The sequence below is a fragment of the Natronococcus sp. CG52 genome (assembly GCF_023913515.1).
GTDB classification, from domain to species: domain Archaea; phylum Halobacteriota; class Halobacteria; order Halobacteriales; family Natrialbaceae; genus Natronococcus; species Natronococcus zhouii.
The window spans coordinates 699252-715968 of the sequence record NZ_CP099391.1 but is presented as its reverse complement, the minus strand read 5'-3'; the positions used below and the strand labels follow the sequence as shown (position 1 = coordinate 715968).

Sequence of the window (16717 nt, the reverse complement as noted above, 5' to 3'; positions counted from 1 at the left end):
ATTGAGCCGAGAATAAAAATAGGGTGGGATTCGATCCTGGGCCCAGGCAGGGTCAGCGAACGCGCGTGTTCCAGTACGAGACCGACGCCAGATGGTCGGCGATCGGGTGGCCGCCCACGGCTTCGTCGATGGTACGAATCGGAGCGGCGAGTCCGTTCGGGATCGAGCGATAGAGACCGTAGGGGGCGAGGAAGTCGTCCTCAACGTCGACCAGCGACAGGTCGTTCTTCGCGAGCAGGACGCTCACCTCGCTCTTCGAGTAGAGCCGTGACCCCATCGGAAGCGCCCAGTTGTAGATGCTGCGCGCGCTGAACCGGTTGAACGTGTCGAAGACGATCTGGTCGCTCGAGACCCGCTGCATCTCCCGCAGGAACGCCTCCGGATCGTCGGCCAGGTGGAAGAATCGCATCGCGATGACGATGTCGAAGTGATCGTCCGGGAACGGCAGCCGACCGGCGTCACCGCGGAGGAACTCGAGCGTTCCCGCGAGATCCGTGTTCTGGGCTTTCTTGCGTCCTTGCTGCAACATCGCTGCCGAAATGTCCAGTCCAACGACGTCCGCGCCGCGCTCCGCGAGCATGACGGTGAATCGCCCGGTACCACAGGCGATCTCGAGGACGTTCCGATCCTCGACGGGCATGATCGCGTCGAGTACGGCCTCCTTCTCCCGGCGGTCGATCAGCTGACCGCCCTGGGAGAAGCGCTTATCGTCGTACTCCTCGGCGACGTCGTCGGCCTGGTACCACTCCTGTCCTTTCACACTGGGAGCAACTACAGCAGCCGTGGGATAAAACGATACTGGAGTCTGTCGACCGCGACCCCGAGCGGGATACGTGTCTCCCCCACAATGTGTCTGTCGGGAGATAACTTTTAGCTCCGGTCCGTGACCACCGGTACTCATCGAGAAACCGCTATTTGCGGCGCTCTTACCCGTCGAGCGTCGCCGTCACGAGCGATCGAATACGGAGATTGAACCGGTTAGCTAGCTGTGATTATATTCCATTTATACCCCTAATACAAACTGGATTGTTCGTATCCACATATAGGGAAGCTTTACCACCGACGATTTCGCTGGGGTAAGTATGAGCATGAGTACCGCGGAAGACCGTGCCGCTGCTGCCGAGGAACTCCTCTCCGAAGACGAATACCGCGATCGGCTTCGCGAACTGCCACCGAGTGCGAAGCTGGTCGCCAAGGTTCTCGAGACCGACTCGCCGCTCTCGCAGGGGCAGCTGGCCGAGGAATCGCTGCTCCCCGACCGGACCGTTCGCTACGCTCTCAACCGCCTCGAGGACGTCGGCCTCATCGGCTCGCGCTACAGTTTCCGCGACGCACGCAAGCAGGTGTACTTCCTCAAGCACTGATCGGGGCCGCTAATCAGGTACCGAACGCCGCCAACAGGCCTTTTTCCGCCCGCTTCGATGGCCGAGTATGGACGTCGTTCGCTGTTCGGTTCCCGCCACGACGCGCGCACCCGGAGGACGCACGAACGCGTACCTGATCGGCACGCAGCCGGCGATACTCGTCGATCCTGCTGCCCGGACCGGAGAGCTCGACCGACTGGTCGACGAACGCGCGGTCGAACACATCGTTCTCACGCACACCCATTCTGACCACGTCGGGGGGGTCGCCGCCTACGCCAGCGAGACGAACGCGACCGTCTGGGCGCGATACGGACGGACGAATCGGTTTCGCGAGGCGACGGGTCGACATCCCGACCGCGAACTCCGTTTCGGAGCGACGATCCGACTCGGCGACGAGCGCGTTCGCGTGCTGGACGCTCCCGGACACGCGCCCGACCACGTCGCACTCGAGGCCGGCGCGGACGGACCGATCGTCTGCGGTGACTGCGCCGTTATCGAGGGGAGCGTCGTCGTCGCCGCCCCCGAGGGCGACATGCGCGCGTACCTGAGCACCCTGCGCCGGTTCTGGGCGATCGACCCGCCGACGCTTCATCCCGGTCACGGTCCCGTCATCGATACCCCCCGAGAGACCCTCGAGCGGCTCCTCATTCACCGGTATCGCCGCGAGCGACGGGTGCTCGAGGCGGTCGAAAACGGCGCCGAATCGCTCGAGGGGGTTCTCAAGGCGGCCTACGAGAAGGACCTCTCCGGGGTCCGCGACCTCGCGCGGGCGACCGTCCGCGCCCACCTCGAGAAACTCGCGGTCGAGGGGCGACTCGAGTGGGACGGTGAGCGCGCCACGTTCCGTCGTAACGGCCGTGCTACGCGTCCGAGGTGAACTGGAACTCGAACGTCAACTGGTCTTCCATCCGCACTCGCACGCCGCCGAACTCTTCGGAGATCTGCTTGCGCGCTTCGGAGCTCGGCTCGACCGTGAGCGTGACGCTGTTGTTGTTCGCGTTGTACTCGATTCTGCTGACGGTGACGTCGAACGCGAAGAGGTCGGGAACCTCCGCACGAAGGTGTTCCCGAACCTGGTCGATCTCCGTCTGTACGTCGGCCATCTCCTCGTTGAGCGATGTCATTAGGTGTCGTAGCACGTGGATACTCGTAACGGTTACTCCGCGTCCGTCGCGAGCTGTCGGCCACAAGCGACCGGCTTTTGTCGCTCGGCGCGTCAGATAGGGTGTGCAATCGCTGGAGGCCGAACTCGAGCAGGCCCGCGACCTCGCGATCGACGACCTCGCCGACGCCGTCGAGTCGATCGGCTTCGAGTGTACCCGCTGTGGCGCCTGCTGTACGGGCCACGGCGAGGACGAACACACGGCGACGGTGTTCCCCGACGAGGTTCGCCACCTCGAGGACGCCGACGTCGATAGCGACGCCGTTCCCGAGTCCGGCGAGCGCGACTGGCGCGACGTCGCCCGACCCATGCCTTACGGCCTCGAGGAGCGAGACGGGGGTCTCGAGGGCGAGACCTTCGAGTGGGCGCTTCAGACCGACGGCTGCGGCGACTGCGCCTTCTACGCGGAGGGCGACGACGGCGTCGGCGCCTGTACCGCCCACGACGATCGTCCCCTGATCTGCCGCACCTACCCCTTCAGCGTCGCCCTCGCCGGCACCAGCCAGCCGATGGGCGAAGCGGTCGACGAGGAAGGAATCGTTCGCGCCCACGAGTGCGAGGGACTCGGCCGAGACATCTCTCGCGAGGACGCCGAGGAACTCGCCGGCGCGCTGAAGGAACGCGCCGTCCGGGAACTCGAGGAGGCGATCGGCGTCCGGGACAACTACGAGCCGGCCGCTCCCGACTCCGAGAGCGTCGTCGTCCACGACTCCGAAGGGGCGAAACGGATCGACGGGACGCCGCTCGGAGACGAGATGCCACATTCGGAATAGGCGACGGCGAAGCCGCGCGAAACCGACAGGAATTAGGCGCAACCGCTGAATCCGTCGCCATGGATATCGACTGGGAGGAGATCACCCACGTCACGAAGGTCGATCCGGCCAAGCCGTTACCGTCGGACCTCGAGATACTCGAGGGGACCGACATGGTGCTCGTCGGCGGCTCCGATAACGTCAGCGAGGACAACAGCCTCGACGCGATCGAACGCGTCAAAGGGGCGCTCCCGGGGCTCCCCGTCCTCCAGGAACCGTACAGTTCGGACCACGTCTCGACGGACACCATCGAGGCCGCCGACTACCTCTCGATTCCCGCGGTGTACAACGGCGACCGGGATCACTTCGTCGGCAAGCACGTCGACCTCTTCACCGAAGTCGGCCGGAAGCCTGACGAGTTGCTCGGCTCGAGCGTCCCGGTCGTCGGGGATCTGATCGCGTCGAAGGGTATCGACGCGGTGGCCGAACTCGCGACGAAAGTGGTCGGCGAGGGGTACGTCGTCCAGCACCTCGAGTCGACGGCGGCCGCCGTCTCGGGCGTCGACGCGAGGTACACCCCGGAGGAGGTCGCCGGTGCCGCCCTCGCCACGGAAGCGTTCTACGACTTTCCGATCTTCTACGTCGAGTACTCGGGCACCTACGGCGGCCCGGCGGACGTCGAGGCGGCCTCGAAATATCTCTCGGAGACGGCGCTGTTCTACGGTGGCGGGATCAACAGCGCCGAGAAAGCGAGCGAGATCCTCGAGGCCGGTGCGGACGCTATCGTCGTCGGAGACTGTTTCCACGACGGTCCGGAGACGTTCCGCGAGACGATTCCGGAGTAGGTGGTCGTGAGAAAACGGTTCTCTATTTCTGCGAGCATCTGTCAGTCGCGTTCTGGACCGGTACCCGGCGTCTCACTTCAGACGGAGTTACCGTACGCAATGGCGGGCGCTGCCGGCCGACCGAGCGTAAGTGAGGGCGTCGACAACGTTGCGCGAGCGAATCGGTTGGGGGAGGGCGTGGTAAGCTCCTGTTGCTACGAAGCAGACGATTCGCTTCAGCCACGCTTCACGTATCACTGTTCAGTACAGGCGAAGTAGGTAACGGAGCAACAATCAATTTCACTGTCGGCTGTCATGAAATCGTTCTGAATACGTTTTGTGAACTTCAACCACAGACAGATTGGTCAAACTCAAAATATATATCGTCTCTCTCACGGTTTTCCCGTATCTCCGCTACGAACAAATCCGATGTCATATCACTCTCATTGCACATCATCTGGAACCCGCTCTCCTCTGACTCACCGCTGGAAAGTTCAATAACGGTATTAAATATATCACCATTAACTGCTTCAGTAAATTCGTCTTCCCGAATTACAGTTGCTCCGCGAGTCTTTCGTTCATCAATTTCATACGATTCATTCAATACCGTCTCTCCGCCGTCTTCGGAGATAATAACATCAACATTTTGTGTCCTCCCAGTGAAATTCATGAGTTGAAAATTAATAGGGCCAGCTCTTTCAAAAAAGAAGTAACCAGCGCCTCCCGCTATTGCCCCAGTGCTAATCATCGCAAGGGCCGTTCGACGGTTCATATCAGTTATAATCAATTAAGAGTATAAGTTCTTTCTCAGACAAGTTGCAGCAGCGTTCAGTGCGCACCTGTAGGTATCAGTTGTCAAGCTAGAGGTACGTGGACTAACACAATGAAACGGCATACGGCGCGCTTCGCGCGCCGTTTCCCCGAGCGCGCCCGAGGGGCGCGCTCGGCTCTTTTTTCATCGAACTTTTTTGCCGGGGGGTTGAGGCTGGCGTCTCCGACGCCAGTCAATTCCGCGGCAAAAAAGTTCGTCTCTAGAACGTCTCCTCGATGATCTCGCCGACGGCGAAGTTCGACTTGACCTCGGAGATTTCGACCTTGACGCGTTCGCCGACGTCCGCGCCGGGAACGATGATGACGTAGCCGCGCTCGACGCGGGCGATGCCGTCACCCTGCTTGCCGATGTCTTCGATTTCGACGTACCGCGTCTCGCCGACGTCGACCGGCGGCTGTGGCTCCGACGGCGCGGTCTGTGGCTGGCTCGCCGACGCGGATGTCGTCTCCTCTGTTGTTTCATCACGAGAAATGAGCGCGACGCGGTAGACGTCACCGGCGTCGATGTCGCCGGTTTCGACCTCCTGTCGTGGCACCTCGATGACGTATCGATCCTCCTCTGCCGAGACTTCCGTACTGAACAAACACAGCAGTTTTTCAGATATTTCCACAGGTAGACCCTCAAGTTTGACTCAGAGTGGCAACCGTAATAGAACTACCGACCGTCTACCGTGGTGAACGGTGGCAGTCAACTTGCCGATCGCGCTCAGTCCGCCCGCTCGAACGGTCGCGTCGTGACGACTCCCTCGAGGTCGACGTCGGTCCCGAGATCGGCCTCGCCGATGGACTCGTACGGGCGGTTGACGACGATATCGCCCGCGGTCGAATCGCCGATTCCTGGGATGACGGTGAGTTCGTCCATCGACGCGTCGTTGAGATCGAGCGGATAGGGGACGCCGGTCACCGACCGGTAGCCGTGGTCGACGACGGCGACGTCGATCGTTCGGCCGAGTTCGCGCTCGCCGGGAATGCCGACCAGCAGCGGGTAGGTGCCCAGCTGTCGCCCGAACGTCTTGCCGTCCTGGTGGTACTCGAGGTGAATGTCCGGCAGGACCGTTCCCGGCGGGGTGACGCGGGCGAGCATCGGGTTGTCGATCTCCTCGCGGACCTGCTGTTTGTAGCGCTTGAACAGCTTCTTGTGCTCGTTCGCGATCTCGGCACCGGTATCGGACATGTCGGTGCCGTCGAAGGCCATCACCTGGCGGATGTTGACCCGCCGTAGCATGTAGCCCTCGTCGTAGACCCGGTGGAGGAACTCGAGGTTGCGCTCGTAGGTCTCCTCGCGCTCGCCCTTGAGCCCGTGCAGGAGGTTGATGCCGGGGAGCAGTTTCGGGAGACGCCGCGGCGCGTTCTCACCGAACGTCGGCGCGTCGGCGGGATCCTCGCCGGGCCGCCATCCGGCTTCCTCGTTGACGATCTTGACCGCCTGGAAACACTCCTCGGCGGTGACGTTCAGGTTGTTCTCCTCCTGGACGAGCGGGTCGGCGGACTCGAGACCAAACGCGGCCGTATCGCCCGGCGTGTTGTGCTCGGCGATGATTCGAATCCCCTCCCGGCTCTGTTCGGGCCAGTTGACGATCGTGATGGGGTTCATGTTGTCCAGGTGGAGCGTCTCGAGGTCGGGGGCGACCTCACGGATGCCGCCGTACAGCTCCCGAAGCGCCTCGGGGTTGGGCGCCTCGCCGTCGCCGCCGTAGGCGAGGATGTCGGCCTGCCGCCCGATCCGGAAGTGTTTGACGCCGAAATTCGAGAGCGCGTCGACCTCGCCGACGACCGTCGGCGGCGGCCGGAACGAGGGGTTTCCGTACAGCGGTTCGGTACAGAACGAGCACCGGTACGCGCAGCCGCGAGAGGTCTCGAGCTCGCAGATCAGGTACTCGGGGTGGTTGGGGTGTTGCTCGACGATGAACGCGCCCTCCTGGGCCCACCGCGAGACCTCGTCGACGTCGCGCATCCGGTTGTTGAACCCCTCGAGGCCGCTCTCGACGAGGTCGAAGACGGCGGCCTCGACGTCGCCCTTGGCGACGAAGTCGAAGTCCAGATCCTGACGTTCGGTCTCGGTTCCGCCCTCGTTGGCGTCGCCGACGCCGAACTTGACGGGGCCGCCCATCAGGCTGGTTCCGTTCGCCGTCCAGGCGAGTTTCCGCACCTCGTCGGGCTCGGCGGGGGTCCCACCGACGTACTTGCCGGGAACGGTCATGCCGCCGAGGTAGATCATGAGATCCGCTTCGTCGACGTCGCGCCACCGGTCGGGCTCGTCGCGCAGACCGTCGATCGTGTGGTACGTGATCCGCTCGCGCGGGACGCCCGCGTCGACGAGCGCACCCGCCGCGTACCGGGGGTACGTCGAGATGTACGGCGGCACCCCGAAGTGGGCGGGCTCGTCGACGTAGCCGTCGACGATCGTCACCGACAGCGTCTCGGGGTCGGTCATGGCGTCGGATAGCGCCTCGAGCGGTAAAACGGTGACTACACGAAAGCCCTCGCCGGTCGCCGCTTCGCGGCGGACCGGCGACCCCTTTCAGTCCCACCCCAAAGCCCCGACGCGCCGGGCCCACGAATCCGGCTCGTCGCCCCTTCATTCCCACCCCCTCGGTGGGCAGGTCGGGAAGCCGACACCGGCGGATCGCGCGACGTTCGAAGCGATTTCAATCGGCGCGCCACTTTCGAAGCGGGCGACTCACCGTGCCGTAACCCCGACGTTGATGGTCGTGGTAGCGCTACTATCGCGCATGCCACCGACGGAAGAGATCGTCTGTACCGCCGAGGACTGTTTTCTCGACCTCTTCGAGAACCACTACACCTACGACGTTCCCGACGGATTCGACGTCTCGGAGCTCTCGTGCCCGGTCTGCGGCGGCACCGACTGCCTGGAACCGGTCGAGCTCTGAGCCGTCGAGCAGCGCCAGGGCGTCAAACGGATATTTCAGCCATCACAACCAATAAGAACGCGGCTCTCGTACCGAAAGGTCAGGTCATGTCCAGTATCTACTGCCCGGTCCCCGCCCCGGCACCTGGTCGCCTCCCCTCGCGTAACGGGGGTGACAGCCCGTGAGCTTCAAGGAACTCAGTAGTGCGGTCGGAAACGCGCTCTACCGACAGGTCGGTCGCGCGAACGGTCGCGTCCAGACCCACCGTCCGCTTCCGGTCGATCTCCTCGAGGACGAGACGTCCTACCTCGTCATCTTCGACGCACCCGGTGCCGAGCCCGACGACATTCAGGTCCGCTACCTCGAGGGCACCGTCAAGATCCGGATCGACCGCTTCCGACAGTTTCACGACGGCTACGAGATGCGCTTTCCCGGTCGCGGGATGGAACTCGAGGGCGAGGCCGAACTCCCCGGCGACGCGGTCGTCGAACCGGACGCGGGAACGGCCAAGCTAACCGAGTCAGGTGCGCTCCGCATCGAGATTCCGAAGGCGTCCTCGCTCGGGGACGACCGCGACGACCACGATACGACACCCACCGACGCCGAAGAGCTCACCGTCGAGGACCGGGACTTCGGCAGCAACTGAAACGGATCACACGCCGAACGCACAGCCGCCGTGCGCTCGAGTACGCGCTGTTTCGGTGGCGACTAGTTCTCCGGCTCGATCGTCATCCCCTCCACGACGTCGAACTCCTCGTCGCCGTCGAATCGCGCGGGGTCGAAGGGGTCGATCCCGTCGCCGCCGAGGATCTCGTCGGCGACGCGTTCGGCGATCGCCGGCGCGCGCATGAAGCCGTGACCCTGGAACCCGGTCGCGACGTAGAGCCCGTCCTCGAGTCGGCCGACCAGCGGGTCGCGATCCGGCGTCGCCGTACAGAGCCCGGCCCAGGCCCGCTCGAGGTCCCGCTCGGGATCCAGATCGACGCCCGACAGCCGGTGGTCGACGCGCTCGAGCAGGCCGGCCGCGAACCCCGGTGACGCGTCGCGATCGTACGCGTCCGGATCCGCCTCGACGTACTCCGTGCCGTCGCCCGCCAGGAGTCCGCCGGCGTGAGGCCGCAGGTAGAATTCCCCGGTCGCGTCGTAACACATCGGCTCCGCGAACTCGCGGGCGGCGACGAGCGCCTGCACCCGGTAGGGCTTCATCGCGATCGAGAACCCGGCCTCCGCGAGCACGCGCTTCGTGTGGGCTCCCGCGGCGACGAGCACGGCGTCGACCTCGTGACTGGTTCCGTCTGCGTCCAGCACGACCCGCGCGGGGTCGGTTCGAACGCGGACCGGCGTCCCCGGCCGCAGCGTCGCGCCGGCGCCGTCCGCGGCGGCCGCGAGACAGGCCGTGTACCTGGCAGGATCGGTGTAGCCCGCGGCGCCGGCGATGCCCGCCACCGCCACGTCGTCCGTCCGCAGGCCGGAGAAACGGTCCGCCAGATCGTCGCCGTCGGCCTCGAGGGCGACGAGACCGTTCTCCTGCATCCGCGTCACCTGCTCCCGGATGGCGTCCGCCCTGCGGTCGTCGCCCTCGCGGGCCAGCCAGACGTAGGGACACTCGACGAACGGGAACGTGTCGTCGCCCGAGAGCGACCGAAACCGTTCGATCGCGTCGCTCCCGATTTCGGCGTCGAGCGAGTCGGCGAAAGCGTCGTAACAGACGCCCGCGGCGCGGCCGCTCGAGCCGCTCGCGATGGAGCCGCGGTCGTACAGCGTCACGTCGACTCCCTCGCACGCCAGGTCGTAGGCGGCCGTCGCGCCGATCGCACCGCCGCCGACGACGGCCACCTCGAGATCCTCGCCGCGCTGGGTGAACGCGTCCGCGCCGACGGCGAGTTCCGGCTCCGGTTCGTCCCCGCTCATCGGTGATCACGCGGCCAGCAGGCCTCGAGCGGGCGGTCGGCGAGCCAGTCGATCAGTGCGTGAAGCTGGTCGCGGCCGGTCTCGAACAGTCGTTCGCCCTTCTCCGGGTCGGCCTGCGTGGGCCGACCGACCGCGCCGCTGTCGGAGAAGTCGATCGTGTCGAAGCCGATCGCCGCGCCGTGGACGGACTCGCCCCAGCCCTCGCTCGCGCCGGCCTCGGCGGCCTCGAGTTCGTCCGGGCGGACGAGGTCCTCGCGGATGTACCAGAGGAGACTCGACTCCATCGCGTCGGCGTGGCCGCCGTCCTCGTCGAAGAGATCGTCCGCGAGGCTCTCGACCCCGTCCCACCAGTTCCACGGCGGGGCGAACGCCGCCTGTTCCCGGCGCAGCGTTCGTGCGGCCCGGCGGAGCGCGCCGGAGTTTCCGCCGTGACCGTTGACCACGACCGCCTTCCGGACGCCGTGTTCGGCGAGACTCGAGACCGTCTCGGCGACGTAGCGCTCGAACGTCTCCGCGGAGACGTACAGCGTGCCGTCGAACTGGCGGTGGTGGTCGCTTACGCCGACCGGGAGCGTCGGCAGGACCACTGCATCGTCGTGACCGGTCGCCGTGCGGGCGAACGCCTCGGCGGCCATGTGATCCATCCCCAGCGGCAGCGCGGGGCCGTGCTGTTCGGTACTCCCCACGGGGAGCACCGCGACCTCGGCCGCCTCGAGCGCGTCGGCGGCCGTCGTCGTCGTCTGCTCGGCGAGCAACGTCATGGCCTCCTGTGGATACTGAAGGCTCTTAGGTGCACGGGATGTTCGCGGCGAATCGGCGCCGGGAGCGGGTTACTCGAGGACGGACTCGAGACCCCGTGCGGGGTAGCCGACGACCGTCGTCGCCCCGGCCTCTCGAAGAACGTCCGTCTGGTCGCCGATTTCGGCTTCGGTGCCGACGAGCGCGTAGTCCTCGGCCGCGGCCAGTAACACTTCGCGTGCGCGACCGGTCGCCCGCGAGTCGGTGGATGCCCCGTCGGGGAGCGCCGCCGCGACCGGCCGTCGACGGGAGATGTAGGCGCCGACAGCGTCGAGGACGGCGTCGTCGTCCTCGGTGAGGACGGTCGGCGCGTAGACGGCGAGATCGCCGTCGAAACCGGCCGACCGGAGCGCGCGCAGTTCGCGCTCGGTCGTCCGCGAGAGCAGGTCGTACTGCGTCGCACCCGTTGCCATGGCGATCCGTTCGACGCTCTCGGTGCCGACCCAGGCGTCGGGATCGCGCTCGAGGGCGGCGCCGAGTCGAGGCGCCACCGCTCGAGCCTGTTCCTCGTCGGAGAGGTAGGCGGGGTGGCCGGCCACCAGGACGCGACTGACCGCGGGTGGCAGGTCGGCGAGAGCGGAGTCGTCACCGAGGGGATCGAAGCCGTCGGCCCGGACCGGCGTCGTGACCAGCACGTCCGCATCGGCCGAGAGCGACTCGAGGACGCTCGGCTCGGGAAGGTGCTCGCGACCCTCGTAGTCGATCGCGATCGTCTCGACCGGGATCGACCCGGCCGCCGAGACCTCACACTCGGTGGGTTTCAGCGCGATTGCGTCCAGTCCGGCGCGGGCGACAGTGCTCGTGGTTAACATCGGAACTCACCTCGCGCGACGAAGAAGTTGCTACAGTCGGTGCGGAACTCGATCACTCGTCTGCGCGACCATAGGCGTGTTGGGCGACGGTCGCGCAAAAAGCTGACGTTCCACGCAGGTATAGTACCAACTGAAACGGTTCACACGCCGATTGCACGGCTATCGTGCGATCGGGTGTGCGCTGACTTTCAGCGGCTACGTATTTCGAGCGGCGCTTACAGCGTCGAACGATCGATGCGCTCGGGCGCCTCGAAATCGGTCGTCAGCTCGAGCAACTGGACCAGGATGCGGCCGGTCGCGCCCCAGACGGTGTAGCCGTCGACGTGAAAGTAGTGGATGACGACGTCGCCGTAGTAGGGATGGGTTCGACGCTCCGTCTCGTAGTTTTCCGGGTCGAGAAGGCCGGACAGCGGCAGCACGACGATCTCGGCGACTTCGTCGCCGTCGCGCTCGTACTCCCGGTCGGGAATTCGGGCGGCGAACGGCGTGACGGCGTACTCGGTGATCGTCCGGATGTCGTCGAGTTGGCCGACGACGTCCGCCTCGGCGGGCTCGAGTCCGATCTCCTCGCTCGCCTCCCGGAGCGCGGTCGCGAGGATCGACTCGTCTTCCGGTTCGGCGCCGCCGCCCGGGAAGCTCATCTGACCGGGGTGCTTGCCGAGGTGATCCGCCCGGCGGGTGAACAGCAGGTAGTCCTCGTCGTCGCGTTCGATGATCGGCGCGAGGACGGCCGCGTCGTGCTCCTGGTCGTCGATTCCGATGGGCGGGTGGTCCGCGATCGGATTCAGGTTCAGTCTCGGCCCTGTCATGCGATCACTCGAGGGCGGCGTCCAGTCGCGTTCGTTCGTCGTCCAGTTCGACCGGCGCCCACGCCTCGAGGTCGTAGCTGACGTCGAGTAGCGTCTCGATCCGCTCGGCGTCGCCGGCGTCGAGGGCGTCGTCGGCCGCGTCCGCGAACTCGCCGCGGACCGTCTCGCCGAGCGCCTCGCGGTCGAGTCGGCGCGGCTCGACGTCGAGAATGTGGGGCACGTCCTCCGCGTGGTCCGGAACCGTCGGGAAAGCGGTCGGACCGGCGACCAGCAGCGTCTCGTCGCCGCCGTCAGTGGTTGCCGACGCAGTTGCGTTTACACGCCCGTCGCGGCCTGACGGCTCGTAGGCGACGAGTGCGAACGAGTCGAGCGCGCGGTCGACAGCCGCCTCGAGGGCGTCCTCGTCGACGGACGCACCGTCGGCACGGAAGGCAGCCTCGGCGAGCGCCCGCTCGAGTTCCGACCGTGTCAACCCGCCGAAGAGGTCGACGACGCCGGCGAGTTCGTCGGCGGTCGCATCCATACGCCGTCCAACGGACGGTGTGCTGATAAAGATTGATAGCCCGGACATCGGCTTAATCGTCGCTCGTCGAGTCGACCGGTCGCTCGAGCCGCGGCCTGGCCGCTTCGACGACCGCCCGCGATGTGATCGGTGCGTTCGTCCAGCGCGGGAGCCGACGGTCGGGACCCGGCGGAGCGATCGAGCCGGCGTAGCGCTCGAGCTGGTCGCGCTCCCCGGCTGGGTCGTACGCGAGTCCGTTGAACGCCGCGTCCGCCCGGTACTGCTCGATCAGCTCTCGACCCGTGGTGCGGTATCGGGCCGGCAGGCTCTCGTAGTCGGGGGCGACGCCGTGCTCCTCCAGGACGCGCAACAGCTCGGCCGCCACCTCGCGGCTCATCCCCTCGAGACCCGCCTCGCCCGCGACGGCGCGGTGGTCGTGCTCGTGGCGGCCGAGGTCGACCTGCGCGGTTTCCGCGAAGCCGGCGTAGTCGAAGGCGTCGCCCAGCGTTCCCACCTCGAGCCCCCACGCTCGCGGCGGCCGGAGTCGCTCGGCGAGTTCGGCCCGCATCGCGAACTCCCCGGCCAGCGCGTACCGAAACGCGCCGAAGTACTCGAGAACGGGTGCGTCGTGACTCGCCGAGAGCGTTCGGAGCAACGGCGCGTAGAACAGCCGGAACAGTCGGCCGTAGAGCTGTCCCTGCTCGACGCGCGCGTAGTACCCCTTCGAGAAGGCGAACTCCATCGTCAGGGGCGCGAGCAGCCGGCGAACGTGGTCGGCCTCGTAACTTCGAGCGTCGGCGTCGTGAACCACGACGTACTTCGCGGTCTCGGCCGCGGGGCCGAGCGCGAGCCAGACGTCGTGGCCCTTTCCAGTCCGCCCGGCGAGTCCGGCGTCGACCAGCAGCGCCTCGAGGTCGGGCGCGTTACACCAGAGCGGACGGATCGGCAGCGCGAACGACTCGAGCCACTCGCGGAACGGCTCGATACGGCCGGGCGAAGCGCGTACGGGAACGAACACGGCGGCCGGCTCGAGCGCCTCGAGTTCCGAGAGCACGCGCGCGGCGGCCGGGCTCTCGAGTTCCCGACCGGTCATCGGAACGACCACGGCCGTCTCGGCGACAGGGTTGCGCTCGAGGCCACCGGGAGCCGCTGTGCCGCCGAGATCGTGGAGCGTCGCGATTCGCTCCTGGACGTACTCCATCGGTACACTGTTCGAGCGAACCGGTAAAACGGCCACGACTCCGGCGAACCGAACGGACGGGTCAGCCGTTCGCGCCGGTCGGCGGGCGTCCGACTGCGTTCAGTGCGATCGTGGCGAGCGAGCCGACGAGGACGACGAATCGGACGCAGCGATTCGAATATCACCGCACGGCTGGATACTTCTCGACGCTCCGTCGCCGTGACGCCCGTGTACCGACCGGGAGAGGTGCTCGTTCGAATTTTCGAATCGAGAACAGTCACTAATCGCGGTATTACCAGAAAAAGCACCGGTCTTTTTCACCCCCTCCTTCGTAGGGGGCGAACATGAAATCAGTCCGGAAGGCACTTCGCGACGGTGAACTCGAGAAGGACACCTACGATCGACTCGTCTGCGGCCAGTGTGAGAAACCGCTGAAAACTGAGAACGACCCGGATCAGATCAAAACGGTGCGGATCTGTCCCGACTGCACCGCGGAGTGGAAGGAAATCCGCTAGGGACTTTCGAGACGACGGTTCGCAGACGACGAAAACCGCACCCGGCGGAAACCACACTCGGTCGAGACCGACGGCGGCCGAAGCGCAGTGGCCAGTATTTTGTCGCCATCGCCCGCAGTACGAGACGTGAGCGACGCCCTCGCCGAACGACTCGAGAGCGAGTTCGCCGCGGAGCGAAAGCGAATCGTCTCGCTACCCGACGGCAGCGTGGACCACTGCTATCGCGTCACGGGTGTCGAGGGCGACCCCCTCGACTCCAGGGCCGAACTCGGTCGCCACCTGCTCGATGACGGCGAGACGTTCCCGCTCGAGCGCCTCGAGGTCCGCCCCGGCGGGCAGGCTGTCAACGCGTCGATCCAGGTCGACGCGCTCGGTGACGACGCGGCGCTCGCTGGTCACCTGGATCACTCCGTCCTCGCCGATCTGCCGTTCGAGACCCACTCGATGGGGACGCCGACGACGATCCGCGTCCTCGCGTTCGACGGCGAGGAGTGCCTGTTTCCGGAGCGAACGGAGCGATTCGCGGAGTGGGGAGTAGACGACCTCCTGTCCGTCATCGACTGGACGGAACTCGCCGACGCGGACGCGCTCTGCTGCGGAAACTGGGTCTCCTTTCGCGGCCTCACCGAGGTCTTCGAACGTCTCGCAACGCGTTCCGTCGACTGTCCCCTCGTTCTCGACCCCGGAGCGATCGGACTGGCGGAGCGCGCGGCGATCACGGACCTGTTCGACGCACTCGCCGCGGCGGACGACTCGCTCGAGGTCGCGTTGAGCGTGAGTCGAAGCGAGTACGAATCGGCCGCCGAAGTCGTCGGCGTCTCCGGCGCCGATCCGACCGCCACGCTCTCGGCGTTGCGATCGGCGCTCGAGATCACCGCGGTCGTCTTCCACGGCGCCGACGAGGCGATTGCGGCGACGAGAGCGGGAACGACTCGAGTGGAAACGCTCGAGGTCGACGATCCACAGCTCGCGATCGGTGCGGGCGATCGGTTCTCGGGTGGACTCGCGTGTGCGCTCGCTCGCAAGTGGCCGTGGGACGACGCGCTCGCGCTCGGCAACGCCTGGCCTCACACTTCGTCGCGACCGGGGAGACGGGAGATCGCTCGGCGCTGACCTCGTTCGTTCGGACGCACCGGTGAGCGAGATCGACCCTCGAGTGGGCGGTCGTTATCGGTTGCCGGCCATCGCCGAAAAGAGGCGATCCTCGAACGCTGCCCTGTCGATCCCGTCGGAGGGACCGATCCCCTCCATGTGATCGACCGACACCTGACCCCCGCCCATTCGGGCGTGGCCACCCGCGTTGGCCATCGGGATATCGCTGACCGCGTGGCGAAGCGTCTCGCCCATGTGAACGCGGTCGTCGCGGGACCGGCCCGACAGATGAAGCGTCCCGTCGTACTCGCCGTAGACGACGACCGCCGTGACCCCCTCGAGGTGCATCAGTTCGTCCGCGGCCTGGGGAATCGCGTCGACGTTCGCGATGGTCCCGACGTCGCAGACGGCGAAGGGACCCTCGATACGCCGCTCCGTAATCGCGTACGCTTTGATCTGCAGGACGTCGTCGCTGACCTGCGGGTTGGCAATCCGATCGAGCAGATCCTCGTCGACGCCGTCGTAGAGGGTCGCACAGGCGTCGAACTCGGCCTGTGAGCAGCCGTTCGTCAGGTGGTTCGTGTCCGACAGGATCCCGTAGAGCAGTCCCGTCGCGAGATCCGAAGAGAGCTCCGGATCCTCCCCGTCCCCGGTCGAGTCGGCCGTCACGCCGAGTTCCTCGAAGTACTCGACGACGATCGTCGAGGCCGCCCCGTAGTCGGTACGGACGTCCGTAAACTCCGTTCCGGTCCCGTTTCCGGGATGGTGGTCGACGACTGCGATCGGTTCGACGAGTTGCGCGCCGGTGAAGCCCCGCGCCGTGTTGTGATCCACGAGGACGATCGCGTCCGCGGCCAGTTCCGACGTCGCCTCGATGCGCTCGAGGTCGAGGCCGAGAACGGTCCGGAACGCGCGATTCTCCTGGTGGCGGATCTCGCCCGGAAACTGCAGCGTCGCGTCGGTCTCGACCGACGACGCGATCTCGGCGACGCCCATCGCACACGCCATCGCGTCCGGATCGGGGTTCGGATGCATCAACACGGCTACTTCGTCGTGCCCGCCGAGGAGGCGTTGCAGTCGCGACCCCGGCGGTCGGCGAAGCCACCGTACGAGCCACCAGCCTCCGAGCAGGAGCGCGACGACGGTCACGACGAGCAACGAGAGGACGAGTGGCTCGAGGGAGCGGACCGTCTCCACGGAGGTTTCGACGGCTAGCGTGGTCTCCCCAGCCCCGCCTCCCCGGTATCGCATATCACACCATCAGATTGGATACCCAAGAAGTTTCCTGTCAGTTT

General features: G+C 66.1%; 20 protein-coding genes. 8 read left to right on the top strand and 12 right to left on the bottom strand.

Annotation, left to right across the window (positions count from 1 at the left end):
- Positions 1–52: 52 nt before the first annotated feature.
- On the bottom strand, positions 53–760 hold the full coding sequence (locus NED97_RS03765; RefSeq protein ID WP_252489392.1) for a class I SAM-dependent methyltransferase: 708 nt from the start codon (positions 758–760) through the stop codon (positions 53–55).
- Between the two features lie 322 nt (positions 761–1082).
- Between NED97_RS03765 and NED97_RS03760 the strand changes: the two genes are divergently transcribed.
- A complete protein-coding gene (locus NED97_RS03760) occupies positions 1083–1364 on the top strand; it encodes a MarR family transcriptional regulator (RefSeq protein ID WP_252489391.1) in 282 nt (93 codons plus the stop codon).
- A gap of 67 nt (positions 1365–1431) precedes the next feature.
- Positions 1432–2241, top strand: coding sequence for an MBL fold metallo-hydrolase (locus tag NED97_RS03755; protein ID WP_252489390.1), 810 nt, complete (start codon positions 1432–1434; stop codon positions 2239–2241).
- On the opposite strand, the gene NED97_RS03750 is transcribed toward NED97_RS03755, so the two are convergent.
- Complete coding sequence (locus NED97_RS03750; protein ID WP_252489389.1) at positions 2225–2488, bottom strand: hypothetical protein; 264 nt, start codon at positions 2486–2488, stop codon at positions 2225–2227. The genes NED97_RS03755 and NED97_RS03750 overlap by 17 nt on opposite strands.
- Before the next feature lie 103 nt (positions 2489–2591).
- On the opposite strand from NED97_RS03750, the gene NED97_RS03745 reads away from it, so the two are divergent.
- Both NED97_RS03745 and NED97_RS03740 read left to right on the top strand, forming a co-directional pair.
- The gene (locus NED97_RS03745) at positions 2592–3299 is read left to right on the top strand and encodes a YkgJ family cysteine cluster protein (protein ID WP_252489388.1); all 708 of its coding nucleotides are present in this window, start codon (positions 2592–2594) and stop codon (positions 3297–3299) included.
- 59 nt (positions 3300–3358) lie between these two features.
- Entirely contained in the window at positions 3359–4123 is a 765-nt protein-coding gene (locus NED97_RS03740) for a geranylgeranylglyceryl/heptaprenylglyceryl phosphate synthase (protein WP_252489387.1), read from the top strand.
- Positions 4124–4448: 325 nt separating this feature from the next.
- Here NED97_RS03740 and NED97_RS03735 read toward each other — a convergent pair whose 3' ends face one another.
- The 3 genes from NED97_RS03735 to NED97_RS03725 all read right to left on the bottom strand — a co-directional run bounded on the left by NED97_RS03735 (position 4449) and on the right by NED97_RS03725 (position 7367).
- Positions 4449–4874 carry a hypothetical protein gene (locus NED97_RS03735; protein ID WP_252489386.1) on the bottom strand — a complete coding sequence of 142 codons (426 nt, stop codon included), beginning with the start codon at positions 4872–4874 and terminating at the stop codon, positions 4449–4451.
- A gap of 259 nt (positions 4875–5133) precedes the next feature.
- A complete protein-coding gene (locus tag NED97_RS03730) occupies positions 5134–5544 on the bottom strand; it encodes a TRAM domain-containing protein (protein WP_252489385.1) in 411 nt (136 codons plus the stop codon).
- A gap of 95 nt (positions 5545–5639) precedes the next feature.
- A complete protein-coding gene (locus tag NED97_RS03725; protein ID WP_252489384.1) occupies positions 5640–7367 on the bottom strand; it encodes a radical SAM protein in 1728 nt (575 codons plus the stop codon).
- A gap of 298 nt (positions 7368–7665) precedes the next feature.
- On the opposite strand from NED97_RS03725, the gene NED97_RS03720 reads away from it, so the two are divergent.
- Complete coding sequence (locus NED97_RS03720) at positions 7666–7824, top strand: DUF7559 family protein (RefSeq protein WP_252489383.1); 159 nt, start codon at positions 7666–7668, stop codon at positions 7822–7824.
- Positions 7825–7984: 160 nt separating this feature from the next.
- Positions 7985–8449 carry an Hsp20/alpha crystallin family protein gene (locus NED97_RS03715; RefSeq protein ID WP_252489382.1) on the top strand — a complete coding sequence of 155 codons (465 nt, stop codon included), beginning with the start codon at positions 7985–7987 and terminating at the stop codon, positions 8447–8449.
- Positions 8450–8511: 62 nt separating this feature from the next.
- Here NED97_RS03715 and NED97_RS03710 read toward each other — a convergent pair whose 3' ends face one another.
- From NED97_RS03710 to NED97_RS03685, 6 genes are all read right to left on the bottom strand, one after another.
- Entirely contained in the window at positions 8512–9714 is a 1203-nt protein-coding gene (locus NED97_RS03710) for an NAD(P)/FAD-dependent oxidoreductase (protein ID WP_252489381.1), read from the bottom strand.
- Positions 9711–10475, bottom strand: coding sequence for a creatininase family protein (locus tag NED97_RS03705; protein ID WP_252489380.1), 765 nt, complete (start codon positions 10473–10475; stop codon positions 9711–9713). The genes NED97_RS03710 and NED97_RS03705 overlap by 4 nt, the downstream gene beginning before the upstream one ends.
- A gap of 69 nt (positions 10476–10544) precedes the next feature.
- On the bottom strand, positions 10545–11324 hold the full coding sequence (locus NED97_RS03700; RefSeq protein ID WP_252489379.1) for a DUF7388 family protein: 780 nt from the start codon (positions 11322–11324) through the stop codon (positions 10545–10547).
- A 215-nt stretch (positions 11325–11539) separates the two neighbouring features.
- On the bottom strand, positions 11540–12133 hold the full coding sequence (locus tag NED97_RS03695) for an NUDIX hydrolase (RefSeq protein ID WP_252489378.1): 594 nt from the start codon (positions 12131–12133) through the stop codon (positions 11540–11542).
- A gap of 4 nt (positions 12134–12137) precedes the next feature.
- Positions 12138–12656 carry a DUF7109 family protein gene (locus NED97_RS03690; RefSeq protein WP_252489377.1) on the bottom strand — a complete coding sequence of 173 codons (519 nt, stop codon included), beginning with the start codon at positions 12654–12656 and terminating at the stop codon, positions 12138–12140.
- A 52-nt stretch (positions 12657–12708) separates the two neighbouring features.
- A complete protein-coding gene (locus tag NED97_RS03685; protein WP_252489376.1) occupies positions 12709–13836 on the bottom strand; it encodes a glycosyltransferase family protein in 1128 nt (375 codons plus the stop codon).
- A gap of 323 nt (positions 13837–14159) precedes the next feature.
- On the opposite strand from NED97_RS03685, the gene NED97_RS03680 reads away from it, so the two are divergent.
- Both NED97_RS03680 and NED97_RS03675 read left to right on the top strand, forming a co-directional pair.
- On the top strand, positions 14160–14330 hold the full coding sequence (locus NED97_RS03680) for an HVO_0758 family zinc finger protein (RefSeq protein ID WP_252489375.1): 171 nt from the start codon (positions 14160–14162) through the stop codon (positions 14328–14330).
- Between the two features lie 126 nt (positions 14331–14456).
- Positions 14457–15443, top strand: coding sequence for a carbohydrate kinase family protein (locus NED97_RS03675; protein ID WP_252489374.1), 987 nt, complete (start codon positions 14457–14459; stop codon positions 15441–15443).
- 54 nt (positions 15444–15497) lie between these two features.
- On the opposite strand, the gene NED97_RS03670 is transcribed toward NED97_RS03675, so the two are convergent.
- Positions 15498–16673: a DHH family phosphoesterase gene (locus tag NED97_RS03670; protein WP_252489373.1), complete on the bottom strand. Its 1176-nt coding sequence runs from the start codon at positions 16671–16673 to the stop codon at positions 15498–15500.
- Positions 16674–16717 lie beyond the last annotated feature (44 nt).